The organism is Mesorhizobium sp. P2_E9, assembly GCF_056403815.1.
The window spans coordinates 23666-38054 of the sequence record NZ_JBFUET010000014.1 but is presented as its reverse complement, the minus strand read 5'-3'; the positions used below and the strand labels follow the sequence as shown (position 1 = coordinate 38054).

Genomic DNA, 14389 nt, shown 5'->3' with positions numbered 1-14389 from the left:
GGGCAACTCTGCTGGGTTTCTGGAAAGCGTTGACCAGCACTTCCGCCATGCCATGTCCTTCCTTGACCTTCCGGAGGGGCTATCGGAGCGGATCATTCAGTGCAACTCGACTTACACGGTCCGGTTCGGCGTGCGGCTGCGCGGCCGGATGTACAGCTTCGTGGGGTGGCGATCGGTTCACAGCGAACACTGCGAACCTGTGAAAGGCGGTATTCGCTACGCCTCAAATGCCGATGCCGAAGAGGTCGAGGCAGTGGCGGCCTTGATGACGCTGAAATGCTCGCTTGTAGACGTGCCCTTCGGCGGTTCGAAGGGCGCGCTCAAGATCGATCCACGCGAATGGACATCGCAAGAACTTGAGCGGATCACTCGCCGGTTCACGCAGGAACTCAACAAGCGTGGCCTTATCGGCCCTGGTGTCAATGTTCCCGCCCCCGACATCGGCACCGGTGAGCGGGAGATGGCCTGGATGATGGATGAGTTCCGTCGCGCCAATCCCACTGATGTCATCAACGCGCGCGCATGCGTCACCGGAAAGCCGCTTTCGAAAGGCGGCATCGCTGGCCGCACGGAGGCGACTGGCCGCGGGGTGCAGTTCGCCATTCAAAGTTATCTCCGTGATCCGCGTACGCCAGGGATTATTGGAGGGCGCGACCTGGTCGGGGCCACTGTCGTCGTGCAGGGGTTTGGCAATGTGGGCTACTATGCAGCCAAGTTTCTCGCAGAAGAAGATGGCGCGCGGGTCATTGTCGTTGCCGAGCGCGACGGCTATGTCGCCAACCCTGAAGGCATTCCCGTTGAGGCGTTGAAGCAGCACCTGATACGCACCGGCAGCATCCTTGGTTTTGCTGGTGCTAAATCGTTCGCCGGCGACACGACGGGCATCCAGGAGCAATGCGACATCCTCATCCCCGCGGCGATGGAAAATGCCATCGATAGCGAGAATGCTGAGCGCATCAAGGCGCATCTTGTCGTCGAAGCTGCCAATGGGCCGGTCACCTTCCAGGCCGATCAGATGCTGCGCTCCCGAGGGGTGACAATCCTTCCCGACCTCTATGTCAATGCCGGCGGCGTCGTTATCAGCTATTTCGAGTGGGTGAAAAACCTCACGCACATTCCCTTCGGGCTGATGGAACGGCGGCGACGCGAGCGGCGCAACCTGACGATCGCCCCAGCGCTTGAGCGAATGACCGGCAATCCATTCCCGGCCGACTTGCGCGACGAATTCCTGGAAGGGGGCGCTGAGATCGATCTTGTTCGCTCCGGCCTGGAAGACGTGATGCGCAGCACCTGGTTGAACATCGCCGATCTGCGTGAGGTACAGCCGGAGCTCGGCGACTACAGGACTGCCGCCTATGTGGCGTCAATTCGCAGGATTGCGGCCGCCTACGAGGCCATAGGGATTTGAGCGCCTTGCGAGAAGGTGGGTGCATTTAGCTGAGGTCACTGCTTGCCGCTGCCGTCCGGTCCCCTCCCATTGACCGCGACATTTGCGCGGCGCGCCCTGCCGGTCCAACTCCCGACCGGCAGGGCGCTTTTTGAGGCGCCGGACGGTCAAGGCTTATCACCTGGGAGCGAGAACCTACACAGCGAGGGCTTCGTATACATACGACCGGAGTTCACCGCATCGTCGAAAGGGGTATGGGGTCCGTCTGCGATACGCCTGAGCCTCGCAAAGCTGCGAACGTCGCAATCTCGTAGAGATGGCGATCAGAGCTTTCGACATGTCCGCTGGCCTCGATCCCCGCAGATAGTTGAATCTGCTTCGACAGGTTTGGGAGTCTCCATTCGATCAGATCGGGTCACGCTCTGGTGGTCGCAACGTTTGCCCTAAACTACGAAATATGAAACATATGTTGCACACTAGAGGCGTTTGCGCTAGAGCTATCTTTGTGACGGCCGGACCAACAAGGAGGCCGGTTGTTGCTCGTACGAGCAACCACGGTCTCGGAAGACGCCGCGCCACATGCCAAAGAAACCAACCACAGGGGAAAAGCATGATTAAGTTTGTGGCAATGACGACAATGATCGCATCCGTCGCGATTACGTCTGCCGGATTCTCAAATGTAGCCCGTGCCGGCGAAGTGCTTGACCGCGTGCTTGCCACAAAGACGCTTACTGTGGCGGTCGGGACCGATTGGGGACCCATGTCGCATTTGAATGAACAACACGAACTTGAAGGCGACGATATCGACGTTGCCAAGGGGATTGCAAAATACCTGGGCGTTAACGCGACATTTGTGACACCAAGTTGGGACATAATTGCTTCAGGCAAGTGGGAAGGTCGCTGGGACCTTGCAATGGGCCAAATGACGCCGACAAAAGAGCGGGCTGAAAAGTTCGACTTTGGGATTTACTTCTATGGACCGGTGGTTGCCGTTGTTCACAAGGATAGCAAGGCAGAAAAGCTTTCCGATCTTGATGGAAAAATTATCGGTGTTCCGTCGGGCAACGTCGCTGAATCCTATGCCCATCATGACTTTACTGCCGGCTGGTTGAACGCAAAACCCATAAGCTATCAATTTACCCCCGGTCAGGTGAAAACCTACGGGTCCAGCAATATTGCGCTCGACGATCTTCGCCTCGGAGATGGCGTCCGGCTAGATGCTGTTTTGGGCGACGATACAATTTGTCGCGGAGCGATGAAGGCGGGCTATCCTATCAAGGTGCTTGGCACTCTTTTCTCGGCGCCAGGTGCTGTCGCTGTTCTGAAAGGCGATAAAGAATTTTCACAGAAGGTCGAGGCGGCCCTCCAGAGCATGAGAGATAGCAGAACCTTATCCGAGCGTTCCATCAAGTGGTTCGGAGTAGACTACAGCGTGGATAAGTAAGTCCAGCAAACAGTAGCGGCGGCCCGGGTTGTTCCGGACCGCTAGCAGGCTGTTGAAAAAGTCGGAAATGCCGAGATCTACCATCCCAAACACACCACTTTCTGCGCTTTTGCCGAATTGATTTTCCGCTGGATCTATCGAAAGGGATCGATTTTGCGTGGTAACCATCTCCGGAATCCTATTTCAACAGCCTGCTAGAGGTAGAGGGTCCACATGCTTTATTCAGATACGGTTGAATCTGAGGTGCTCGTCCACAAGCCGTGGTTCGTCGCTTCGGTCTTCGCGGTCGTGCTGGCGATCTTTCTCATGTTCAACCTTGCTGGTACGACGTTCGGCGACCTCGTGCGGCCCGTCATCGGCGATCCTGCGCAAAGCGGATTCTATGGCCGTTTCGTAATCGCCTTCGTGATTGCCGTCATCTTTTGCGCCAATATCGTGCTGATCGGCTTTGCACGGTTGACGGTGCAAATCGGCATCGTGTGGCTCGAGCTACTGCTCCTGTTCGTTGCCTTCTTCAACTCCTTTCACCTCAGTATGCCGTTCATCGCGGAGAATTTACCGTACCTGATCACCCAAGGCGCGATGACAACGATCTACGTTTCGACAATTTCACTCGTCTTTGCATCTCTCATCGCCATCGTCGCTGCGGTAGCAAAACTTTCCAGCAATGGCTTCGCCTATGCCATCGCCAGCTTCTACACGTCGTTTTTCCGTGGCTTGCCGCTCCTGATACAGATCTACCTAATCTATCTGGGGCTGCCGCAACTGGGCATTGTAATTGATGCCGTTCCGTCAGGCATCCTGGCGCTGTCGCTTTGCGTAGGCGCCTATATGACAGAGATTTTTCGGGCCGGCATCCAGAGCATCGATCGCGGCCAGTGGGAAGCCTCCCGTTCCATGGGGTTCGGATTTGGCCTGACTATGCGCAGGATCATCCTGCCACAGGCCCTTCCGGTCATCATTCCTCCAATGGGCAACACCTTTATCGCCATGTTGAAGGATAGTTCGCTCGTCTCGGTGCTGGGCGTGTGGGAACTGACTTTCCTTGCTCGCACGATCGGCCAGCCAACCTTCCATCACATGGAAATGCTGATAACTGCCTCGATCATCTACTGGATCATGTCGGCCTGCCTCGAAGTGGGCCAGGCGCGGCTCGAACGTCACTTCGCAAGGAGTAAAGTGCGATGACCGCCAACAACGTGAGTCGGCTTGCAGGCTTTGCTGAAGCCAGTCGGACCCAGTCGATTGGCAATGTAGAGCTACCTTCACCTCAGCAGTCTTCCAGCCCAAAGCAGGGGGCGATGAATTCCGACAAAATTATCGAGGCGAGGAACGTCTCCAAATGGTATGGCACGTTCAGGGCCTTGACGGATATTAACCTAACCGTCCGCAAAGGCGAACGCATCGTCATCTGCGGCCCCTCCGGATCAGGTAAATCGACGCTGATCCGCTGCTTCAACAGGCTCGAAGCACATCAGGAAGGTGAGATCGCGGTCAACGGGATCCGCTTGCACAGCAAGATGCGTGACATCACTGAGGTTCGCAAGAATGTCGGCATGGTGTTCCAGCACTTCAATCTCTTCCCGCACATGACCGTGCTGATGAACTGCATGGCCGCCCCGATGTGGATAAAGGGTGTGCCGGAAGCCGAGGCAAGGAAAACGGCCTTGAAGTTCCTGGAACGGGTGCGCATCCCCGAACAGGCAAACAAATATCCGGTTCAGCTGTCGGGAGGACAGCAACAGCGCGTCGCCATTGCCCGCTCGCTGTGCATGGAACCTGCCATGATGCTGTTTGACGAGCCCACCTCGGCGCTCGATCCAGAAATGGTTTCGGAGGTGCTCGACACGATGACGAGCCTGGCGCGCGACGGCATGACCATGGTCTGCGTCACCCACGAAATGGGGTTCGCCCGCGCCGTCGCCGACCGGGTGATCTTCATGGACGTCGGCCGGATCGTCGAAGAGGCTCCGCCCAACGAGTTCTTCACAAACCCACAGCACGACAGAACAAAACTTTTCCTGAGCCAGATATTGAAGCATTGACGAATATCGTCGCTGAACGGCGGCCAGACAGGCCAGACTGCGCTGAACCAAGAGAATATCATTCATGCAAGATCGGCATACCTTCGGAATCCTCGAACTCGATGACGGCCTGCCAGCCGAGAGCCACCTGCGCGTGCCGCGACCGGGATCGCTATTCCACCCGATGACCTTCGGCCATCAAGTCCTGACTGAAATTGTTCACGGAGCCTGGCCCGATTTGATTATCCGGGGGGACACTTCGATTCAAGGTGCTTGCGTCGCCGCTGCTAGGCGACTTGCCGACCGAGGTGCCGGCGTAATTTCCGCGGACTGCGGTTTTTTTATTCGGCATCAGCAGGCGATTGCCGCTGCGGTGAATGTTCCTGTAGTCACGTCCAGCTTACTCCTGGTTCCTTCGTTGCTGCGTCAGTTAAGATCCGACAGAAAACTTGCGGTTGTGACTGCAGACTCGACCCACTTTGGCGAAGACCTCCTTGGCCTAGATTGTCCAACTGAGCGCGCTAGAGTGGTAGTGGGCGGCATCGAAGGTGGTGAATACTTATCGAATTCAGTGATGCGCCCCCCTCTCTTGACCAGTGTGAGCCAGATCGAGAAAGAGGTTACCGAATGTATCGTAAAGCTTCGCACTGCACATCCTGACATAGCTTTGCTGCTTTTGGAGTGCACTGGATTCCCATACGTCGCAAACGCGATCCGCCTGAGTACTGGCTTGCCCGTGTATGACATTACAGATCTTTGTCGACTAGCCATTGCTTCTGTGGCTTGAGGAATATTGTTCAAACTGTCGCGTTGATCAGTGATACATTTGCGGTGGCGGGACAACTCAGTGACAGCGAATGAAATGGCTATTTTACAACTTTGCGGGGGCAAGCTGAATATCTGTTAAATGCAGGGGGCGGCGGCGTTTCTTTTTCTCGCGCAAACAACCCGCCCTATTCTGATGGACGTTTTTTTGAGGAGATTTACCTGGATGAACAATTATTTGGCCGTTTCCAAGCCTCATCCGCTTAAGGCTATGGCATTCGATCAGAAAGACTACGACAGCCGTATTCAACGCGTGCGAGAAGAGATGGCGGAGGCCGAGATCGATGTGTTGCTGATCAACATCCTCCCCAACATTTGTTATCTGACGGGCTTTCAGACCCTAGTATCGGATTGGTATTCTTGCTTGATCGTTCCTGCGCAAGGAGCCCTTGTACTCCACGTCTGCAGCCTGGAGGTTGATCTTTGCCGCGTGCACACCAACATTGAGCGCATCGAGTCGATATTGTGGAGCCGGATGGACGAGGCTGGGGCGGCATTAACCTCAATCATAGGCAGTCTAGACGTAACACCAAAGAGAGTTGGTCTGGAGAGCCGTCACAAAGGGCTCACTCCCTGCGCCTATGCGGAACTGAAGTCGGCCTTCCCGAATGCGACAATGGTGGATGCATCCGACATTGTGACACATATCCGCGCTGTAAAGTCGCCCGCAGAGATTGCCTATATGCGCAAGGCCGGGCTGTATTCAGTAACTGGTCTTGCGGCGGCGGAAGAAGCTATCGCCGAGGGCGTCATGGACAACGATATTGCCGCTGCCGCCTCTGCGGCCATGATCCGCGCTGGTAGTGAATATTTCTCCATCGATCCTATAATTCGTAGTGGCGAGTGGCACGCGGTTGTGCATTCGTCGTTTCGAAGGAACAGGCTCAAGACAGGCGACCCGATTATCATGGAGATGAGCGGCGTCCATGAGCGCTACAACGCGCCACTCTATTCCACCGCTGTCTTGGGTCGAGCGTCCGACGACACTCGCTATCTGGCTGATATCGCACTGCACTGTATCGAAACGCTCTACAGCAACCTTAAGCCGGGTCGAACTATGCACGATGTTGTGACGAGCACAAAATCCGAATTAAGGGGCCTGGACGAGCGAACGCCCCTAGGCCCAACCTTGGCCTATCCCGTCGGACTGGCGTTCCCCCCATCTTGGCCGGAATACTCGATTTGGATCGCGGAGGGCTCCGACAAGATTCTCACGCCCGGGATGTGCTTCCATGCTGTCCAGTCGTTCAGAGTATTCGGGGAAGTCGCGGCCGGTTTCGGCGATTCTATCGCCATTACAGACACCGGCTACGAAATCCTCACTCCCCATACTAAACGCCTTCTCGAGGTGTGATCAACTGATCGGGAATGTGTCACTCCTAGGACGATCGCGTGCAAAATCGCGACCATGGGCGCCACATTCCCCAGACCGGCCGCTTGCTTGAGGTGAAGTTACCGATGAAGACCGATCTTCTTCCTATCATCGATTGCGCCGGTTCGCCCCGTCAGCGGGGGTGCGCTCACGGTGAAGCGCTGCGCGCCGTTATTATTGAAAAAATAGCACGATGGCACGATGCCATAGGGGAAGCCTATGGCGTCCCTGCCAAAACGTTCATTCCGCGCTTTATGGCAACGGCTCGTTTCATTGATGCGGTAGAGCAATATACGCCTGAGCTTGCCGAAGAGGTAGCTGGAATCGCGGAAGGCTCGAACATAACCAGCGAAATGGCGTTCGCGCTACAATTTTTGGATGAGGAGTGGTGGTTCGGCAAGTCGACCGCCGACGGGCATTGCTCTAGCCTCGCAATCGCGCCCCGCGGAGACACTGCGACAATAGTTGCTCAAACGATGGACCTGCCGCAATGGCACGATGGCGCGCAGGCGCTGCTGAGACTACAGGATCCGGACGTCGGCGAGACAATGGTCTTCACATCGGCGGGTCTGATAGGGCTGATGGGTATTTCTCACCGCGGCGTTGGCGTCTGCGTCAATACGCTATCGCAACTTACCGTCAGCTCGACGGGGTTGCCGGTGGCGTTCGTGATGCGCGGGGCGCTCGCTTGCACGAGCGCTACAGAAGCAGTCCGGTTCCTTCAAGAGGTCCCCCATGCCTCAGGCCAGAATTATCAGCTTGGAGACAAACACAGCATCGCCACCGTCGAATGCTCCGCGGGCAAAGTAGTGCCCCTCGCGGTTAATTCTGGTTACTCCTTCCACACCAATCATCCGCTCGGAAGCGACGATCAACGTGCGCCGACAATCTCGCTCGCGGGAAGCGATAGTTCCCGTGCCCGCCTGCAAAGCCTGCGTCTCGATCTCGAAGGCATGGAGGTTACGCGAGATCGGGCCAAGTCGGCGCTGACTGCATGTCGGCCGGGCGGCGAAGTTTCCATAGTCGCCACGCCGGCAGCTCGGTCGACGGATCCGATGACTATCGGCGCGGTCGTCTACGAGGTTGGGGAACAAACTTGCCTTTCAGTCTGTGCCGGACCGCCGAGCCACGAGGAGTGGCGGGAGATCAAGGTAGGTAGGTAGCGCCTATCAGGTCACAAAGATCAAGAGCACATCTGTCCACAATCCAAATGCCATTAAGTAGGTGGCCTGCCTCACGCGCAGGAAAGATCGGCTCTTCGGTGCAGCTCCGAAGTGAGGCAAGAGGACAGAGTGAGAGTAGATACTGTCCTGAAGGTTCTGCAAAAAGGTTTGGAGCGAGGCCAGCGCCTGCCCTGAAGTGAGGCGGCTGGATCAGGCTGCACCTCTCCAGGGCTGGGACAGCTCTTGCCGATCTATATGCGGCCGTGAAGCAGGCTGGCGATGTCACGTTAACTCGCGGCTGTCGCAACGAGGCGCAACTGGCCGTGTGACGGGCTCAGGCAGCGATGCCGGCCACGGCTTTCCATTGTGCCATGGCGTCCAGTCGATGGATATGGGTGGCAAGGGCGGAGCGATGGGACCGGGGTGGAACGAAGTGATTGCGGACGGCGGAGAAGACGGCGACGAACTGTTGTAGGCCCCCTGGGGACCGGAAGCCCTGCATCGCTCGCTCTCGACGTCGTAAGGGTAGGTGCGAATTCTCGGCGCGATTGTTGAGGCCCTTGTGCGAGCGATGCTCGATCGCCGGCATGATCTGACGTCGGGCGGCGGCATAGGAGCCGAGTTTGTCAGTGATCATGCGCCGGGGCGGACAGCCGTGCCTTTTGAGAAGACGCCTCAGCAAGCGCCCGGCCACCTTGGTGTCGCGGCGCGTCTGCACGATTTCATCGAGGATATAGCCGTCCTGGTCGACGGCGCACCACAGCCAGTGCTTCTTGCCGCCGATGGTGATCACGACCTCATCGAGGTGCCAGATGTCGCGGCGGCTCGGCTTCTTGCGCCGGAGGCGGCGGGCGTAATCCCGCCCGAATTTCATCGCCCAGCGTCGCACCGTCTCGTAGGAGACGACGACACAACGTTCCAGCAGCATCTCCTCCACCAGGCGCAGGCTCAGCGGGAAACGAAAATACAGCCAAACCGCGTGAGCGATGATCGCAGGCGGAAATCGATGGCGCTTGTAACTGACGGGCGGCTCGCTCATGCCAGCCCATCTACACGGACTGCCGTCACGCCGCGGTTAACGTGACAACGCCCAGAAAACGCCCTCGGTGACCCATTCCAGTTTTCCATTCCGGGGCTCTCATCCCATTCGGGTGCGAAGCTCAACAGGGCGATCCGCACTGCCGTGGGCTGGTCGTCATAGAGAGATTCATTTGAATTGCTGTCGGAAAAATAAAACGTATGTTGCAGATCAAGCCTCTTCGAGGTAGATCACGGCTTCATTGTCCACATTATCCCCTAGGAGGAAGCTGCATGACCGTATCGCGTCGCCCGCCGATTGAGACCGGCGCGCGTTTGCCGCCTAAGATCGCCGAAGCGCAGGAGACACGAGGCTCGATCTTCGCCTTGGATCTCCGTGGCGAAGTCGCGCGGCCGCACAAGGTGGGCCCATTGGATTCGGTGTATGTGCCTGCGCGCGACGGCGTGCGGCTAGCCTTGGACGTCACGCGTCCAATGGGTGACGGCGAAAGTGCGAAGCGCGATACAATTCTGGTGATGACGTGCTATTGGCGCGGCCAAAACGGCGAGCCTTCGAATAGATATGCTGACCTGTTTGTCCCGCACGGCTACGCCGTGGTTGTTGGAGATGTTCGTGGAACCGGCGCTTCTTTCGGCGAATGGCCCGGCCACCGCACTCGCGACGAGATCCTGGACTTCAGCGACGTTTTGGACTGGATCGCTGCTCAGCCATGGTCCACGGGTAACGTGGTCGGCTATGGCCTTTCCTACACTGCCAACTCCGCAACCTGGATGGCGTCGTTGGGCAATCCCGCCCTGAAGGGAGTTGTGGCACGTTTTGTTGATTACAGTATTTATGAGGATATCGATTTCCCGGGCGGAATCCGCAACCTCACGCAACTCCAGTGGGACAGCCAGCTCAAAAACCTGAACCACAATGTGTCTTCCAAGAATACTGGTGAAAGCCAACCCTCGCGGGGCGTTCGTCCCGTTGGGGAGGCGGCGGAACTGACCGCCGCCTTGTCCGAACACGAGAAAGCGCCCTCTCGCCCGCGTCTGCAGCAGAGTATGGACAAGGACGAGTATTTTGGCATGGACGCCTCCGGGTTCGACTGGTCACCACAGACGGCGGCAGAGTGCATATCTCGCTCTGGTGTTCCAATTCAAAATTGGGGCGGTTGGTTCGATTCTGTATCGGCGGAAGGATCTATTCGCCAGTTCCTGCTACAGTCAAATCCGGCGAGCATAATCATCGGCCCATGGAACCATGGTGCCACCGCAGCCACCGACCCGCTCCGTCCCGCCGGTGAGGAGGTCGCTCCCCTCCTCGCGGCCCAGGAGGCGAATTGGGTCCGCTTCGCCGCCGGCTGCTTCGCTGGGGAAGCGGCCGACGAGGGAGGGAAGGTCCTCCACTACTATACGCTCGGGGAGGGCGCTTGGAAATCAACTCGCGCCTGGCCCATTCCGGCAACACGCCAACGTTGGTACACGGCAAGCGGCTCCCGACTCCTAAGCTCATCGACCGACAAGACTGGATTAGAAACGCTGCAGGTCGATCCCGAACTCGCGGATGTGATCTCAAACCGGTGGGAAACTAATGGTGGCGCATTGGAATTCATGGATAAGGTCGATTATGGAGACCGGAGAGAGTTCGACGCGGCGCGCCTCGTCTACACGAGTGAGCCGCTGACGCGGGAGCTTGAGGTCACCGGACATCCTGTTGTCCAATTGGACATCACCTCGACACGCGAGGATGGCGCCTTTTTTGTGTATCTCGAGGCTGTGAGGCCGGACGGGGTGTCCTGCTATATTACGGAGGGTAATCTGCGTGCTCGCCACCGCAAGGTATGGACAGACTCTCCCCTCAGCGTGCTGGGACCGCAGCATAGCTATTTGAGTGAGGACGCTGAACCGCTCACCCCTGGTAAGTCTGCGATCCTGTCATTCACCTTGCAACCGATCTCGGCTCTCATTCCAGCGGGTTATAGTCTGAGACTGGTTCTCGCCGGCAGTGTCAAGGGTACATTCGCCAATGTTCCCGAGGACGGACCACCGCCGTTCCTGAAGTTCCATCACGCCGGCTGCTACATCGACTTACCTATTATTGAACGGTGAGTGGCATCTGGAACTCTTTGACCCGGCGTCTTCATGGCGTTATCAAGCATTCCAATAATGCCCCCGGATCCGGAGGGAAGAGTTGAATCCGGCGGTCACGACGCAAGCTTATCGGCGTGACAGCCGTCAACAGCGGAGATATTTCCGGTCGTTCTGTGTTCGCCGGAATGGGCCGGTTGATAGGCTGGATCGCCGCGCACCTGGCTTTGGAAGCAGGCAGCCCAAACTGCCGGCACCGCGGTGTTTATGCCAGCTCAGGTGATCTGGGATAAAAGAGTACATGCCCTTGAATGTTGCCCTTGATCAATCAGGCCGTTGCTATCCGCAAAAACGAGACGTCCCATTTCTCCTCCTATTCGGTACACCGTGTTCCCCTAGGAGAGGGCCGAAATCTCACCAGCACTCACAATAAGACGCTTGGCTCATACCGGGTGTTATAAAACATTTGTTGCAATAAGTGCCGCATTGCGCTACGCATTCGTTGAAGCGACCAGTCCGGCGCTTCACTTGGAGGAACCCGGTGCCTGCTGCAAAAGCTATGGCGTCGCGAAGCAGCCGGTCGGCGCAAAGCAGATGCAGCTTTACTGCGTCACTCTGTGACCATTGGCGTGACCGTCGTGGTTTCCCGACTGCGATGCAATTGGAAGCCCTTCCCAATGAGCAAGGGTAATAGAGGGAGAACGAATATGAGCATTCTGATAAATCGCAGGCACTTCATGCAAGCGACATCGTCTTTGATCGCAGTAGGTGCGCTGTCTTCCACGGCTGGTGACGCTCGGGCAGCATCAGCGGGTGAGTTGAAAGTCAATATGAGCGGCGGCAATTGGGGCGACGCGGTGATGGAGGCTTATGTAAAGCCCTTCGAAGCTGAGACAGGCGTTAAAGTTATTCCTGTTGTGGCAGACTTCTCATCAACGCAGATCGCGATGATGGTGGACACAAAGAACGTTTCAACCGACGTCGTCAACCTCGGGCAGACCAGTGTGGATCCCCTTACCGCTAAGGGCTACCTTGAGGAAATTGACTATTCTATCTGGAAAAAGGAGGAGCTGGAGGCAGTAGCGGAGTACGCTAAACATACAAACGGCTTTGCCTCGTATGTCTACTCAATGAACATGGCGTGGAACACTAAGAAGTTCCCTTCTGGAAAGTCACGGCCGACAACATGGGCCGAGTTTTGGGATGTTGAAAAATTTCCCGGTGTTCGCTCGCTAACCACCGGCGACGGTGGGGTCGGACCTTGGGAGGAGGCTCTCTTGGCCGACGGAGTTCCCATGGACAAGCTTTATCCCCTGGATATCGATCGTGTTTTTGCTAGCTTGGACAAGATCAAGCCCCATATCCGCAAATGGTGGACGAGTGGTTCCGAGGTCTTGCAGATTATGCGGGACAATATCGCAGATGTGGTGCAGGCCTATGACGGCCGGATAATTTCACTTATTGATGAAGGTGGGCCAATCGAGATCAACCGAAACCAGGCAAAGCTGATGACGGACTACTGGTGCATTCCGAAGGGCAGCCCTAACTCGCAACACGCCCAAAAATTTATCGAGTTTACAGGGCGCGCTGACCGGCAGGCTGCTTTTGCTAAATTAATTGGGCAGGGTCCGACCAACAAAAACGCCTACAACACGATACCCGACGATGTTGCTCGGAAGCTTGCTTCACATCCGGATTATACAGCCTCGAGTTACCCTCTGAATGCGAAATGGTACGTTGAGGTAGGGCCGGATGGCAAGTCTAACAAGGAGCGGCTCGCTCAGCGTTGGAATGAATGGATTCTTCAATAATCCTCAACATTTCACTAGCGTCGGTGGCGCTAGTCCTCTCGGCTACGTTTGCGGCCTCGCTGACTGCAGGCGCCACTTTACTAAACGACCCTGTCTTACCAGGACCGCGCGTCTGGCTGGCGTGTGGTCCTGGCGGAGTATCAAATGAACTTAAACCTGAAAAGTCACCTGCCTACCGAGGATGAAGTGTTGCAGAAACCTCCAGGTCCCACCCAAATCGAATTCTGCAACGTCACAAAGATGTATGGGACCGTCGCAGCAGTTAAAGATATTTCCCTTTCCGTTTTCCGCGGTGAGTTCTTAACCATTCTTGGTCCGAGTGGCTCCGGAAAAACGACAGCATTGATGCTGCTTGCAGGTTTCACGGCACCCAGCCGCGGCGACATTCTGATAGCCGGAAAATCCGTCTCTGACGTGCCCTCATATCGTCGCGACCAGGGGATCGTATTCCAGAGTTACGCTCTGTTCCCGCACCTGACGGTACGCCGCAACTTGGAGTTCCCGCTTGAAATGCGCGGAATTAAGGCTGACGAGAGAACTGCGCGTGTCAACCGGATGCTTGCACGCGTTCATCTAGATGAGTTCGGTAACCGCCTGCCATCGCAGTTGAGTGGAGGTCAGCAACAACGCGTGGCTCTCGCGCGCGCCCTTATTGCCGATCCACCAGTCTTGCTGCTGGACGAACCGCTTGGCGCGCTCGACCGCAACTTACGTGAGCAGATGCAAGTTGAGATCAAGGACCTACACAAGGAATTTGGAAAAACTACAATTTGTGTTACCCACGACCAGGAGGAAGCACTCACCTTGTCCGACCGCATCGTCGTTATGCGAGCCGGTCAAATCGATCAGATCGATACACCGGAAGCCTTATACGACCGGCCGAAAACGCGCTTCATCGCGAACTTTTTGGGTGAGGCCAATATCCTGGAAAATGCCGCGTTCAAAATCGAATCCGACGTCGTGCGGTCTTCTGAGATGGTTGCGATGCTGCGACCTGAGCGCATTAGCGTCAACGCGCGTTCGGCGGCGAGACGCGAGGATGCGGACCAAAGACAATCTGTTTCCGGGACCGTCGAGGATATGATCTATGCGGGACCGCTGAGGAAATACCGAGTGCGCGTGGGGAGCGCGGTGCTGACTGCACGCGAACATGTTGCCTCGGGACAGGAGGTTTTTCGTTCCGGCGATGAGGTTCGCCTTGACTGGCTTCGGTCCGACATTCGGTTTGTCGCTGCCTAACGAGGAGGACGGC

General features: G+C 56.7%; 11 protein-coding genes. 10 read left to right on the top strand and 1 reads right to left on the bottom strand.

What is annotated here, in order from left to right:
- The first annotated feature begins 52 nt into the window (after positions 1-52).
- The 7 genes from AC1D05_RS24150 to AC1D05_RS24120 all read left to right on the top strand — a co-directional run bounded on the left by AC1D05_RS24150 (position 53) and on the right by AC1D05_RS24120 (position 8215).
- On the top strand, positions 53-1408 hold the full coding sequence (locus AC1D05_RS24150) for a Glu/Leu/Phe/Val family dehydrogenase (RefSeq protein ID WP_477444384.1): 1356 nt from the start codon (positions 53-55) through the stop codon (positions 1406-1408).
- A gap of 589 nt (positions 1409-1997) precedes the next feature.
- A complete protein-coding gene (locus AC1D05_RS24145) occupies positions 1998-2831 on the top strand; it encodes a transporter substrate-binding domain-containing protein (protein ID WP_477444248.1) in 834 nt (277 codons plus the stop codon).
- Between the two features lie 213 nt (positions 2832-3044).
- Entirely contained in the window at positions 3045-4019 is a 975-nt protein-coding gene (locus tag AC1D05_RS24140) for an amino acid ABC transporter permease (RefSeq protein ID WP_477444247.1), read from the top strand.
- Between the two features lie 113 nt (positions 4020-4132).
- Positions 4133-4876, top strand: a complete 744-nt coding sequence (locus tag AC1D05_RS24135) for an amino acid ABC transporter ATP-binding protein (protein ID WP_477444383.1) — start codon at positions 4133-4135, stop codon at positions 4874-4876.
- 64 nt (positions 4877-4940) lie between these two features.
- Positions 4941-5642: an aspartate/glutamate racemase family protein gene (locus AC1D05_RS24130; RefSeq protein WP_477444246.1), complete on the top strand. Its 702-nt coding sequence runs from the start codon at positions 4941-4943 to the stop codon at positions 5640-5642.
- A gap of 204 nt (positions 5643-5846) precedes the next feature.
- Entirely contained in the window at positions 5847-7034 is a 1188-nt protein-coding gene (locus AC1D05_RS24125; RefSeq protein ID WP_477444245.1) for a M24 family metallopeptidase, read from the top strand.
- A gap of 38 nt (positions 7035-7072) precedes the next feature.
- Positions 7073-8215, top strand: a complete 1143-nt coding sequence (locus AC1D05_RS24120) for a C45 family autoproteolytic acyltransferase/hydolase (RefSeq protein WP_477444244.1) — start codon at positions 7073-7075, stop codon at positions 8213-8215.
- Positions 8216-8549: 334 nt separating this feature from the next.
- On the opposite strand, the gene AC1D05_RS24115 is transcribed toward AC1D05_RS24120, so the two are convergent.
- Positions 8550-9254, bottom strand: coding sequence for an IS6 family transposase (locus AC1D05_RS24115; protein ID WP_477444243.1), 705 nt, complete (start codon positions 9252-9254; stop codon positions 8550-8552).
- A gap of 272 nt (positions 9255-9526) precedes the next feature.
- On the opposite strand from AC1D05_RS24115, the gene AC1D05_RS24110 reads away from it, so the two are divergent.
- From AC1D05_RS24110 to AC1D05_RS24100, 3 genes are all read left to right on the top strand, one after another.
- Positions 9527-11347, top strand: a complete 1821-nt coding sequence (locus AC1D05_RS24110; RefSeq protein WP_477444242.1) for a CocE/NonD family hydrolase — start codon at positions 9527-9529, stop codon at positions 11345-11347.
- 686 nt (positions 11348-12033) lie between these two features.
- Positions 12034-13137, top strand: coding sequence for an ABC transporter substrate-binding protein (locus AC1D05_RS24105; protein WP_477444241.1), 1104 nt, complete (start codon positions 12034-12036; stop codon positions 13135-13137).
- A gap of 144 nt (positions 13138-13281) precedes the next feature.
- Positions 13282-14376 carry an ABC transporter ATP-binding protein gene (locus AC1D05_RS24100; protein WP_477444240.1) on the top strand — a complete coding sequence of 365 codons (1095 nt, stop codon included), beginning with the start codon at positions 13282-13284 and terminating at the stop codon, positions 14374-14376.
- Positions 14377-14389 lie beyond the last annotated feature (13 nt).

Excerpts from the sequence above, each read along its gene's own strand:
- AC1D05_RS24125 (WP_477444245.1), top strand. The coding sequence starts at position 5,847 with ATGAACAATTATTTGGCCGTTTCCAAGCCTCATCCGCTTAAGGCTATG.
- AC1D05_RS24135 (WP_477444383.1), top strand. The coding sequence starts at position 4,133 with ATGAATTCCGACAAAATTATCGAGGCGAGGAACGTCTCCAAATGGTAT.
- AC1D05_RS24140 (WP_477444247.1), top strand. The coding sequence starts at position 3,045 with ATGCTTTATTCAGATACGGTTGAATCTGAGGTGCTCGTCCACAAGCCG.
- AC1D05_RS24130 (WP_477444246.1), top strand. The coding sequence starts at position 4,941 with ATGCAAGATCGGCATACCTTCGGAATCCTCGAACTCGATGACGGCCTG.
- AC1D05_RS24150 (WP_477444384.1), top strand. The coding sequence starts at position 53 with ATGTCCTTCCTTGACCTTCCGGAGGGGCTATCGGAGCGGATCATTCAG.
- AC1D05_RS24100 (WP_477444240.1), top strand. The coding sequence starts at position 13,282 with ATGAACTTAAACCTGAAAAGTCACCTGCCTACCGAGGATGAAGTGTTG.
- AC1D05_RS24115 (WP_477444243.1), bottom strand. The coding sequence starts at position 9,254 with ATGAGCGAGCCGCCCGTCAGTTACAAGCGCCATCGATTTCCGCCTGCG.
- AC1D05_RS24110 (WP_477444242.1), top strand. The coding sequence starts at position 9,527 with ATGACCGTATCGCGTCGCCCGCCGATTGAGACCGGCGCGCGTTTGCCG.
- AC1D05_RS24105 (WP_477444241.1), top strand. The coding sequence starts at position 12,034 with ATGAGCATTCTGATAAATCGCAGGCACTTCATGCAAGCGACATCGTCT.
- AC1D05_RS24145 (WP_477444248.1), top strand. The coding sequence starts at position 1,998 with ATGATTAAGTTTGTGGCAATGACGACAATGATCGCATCCGTCGCGATT.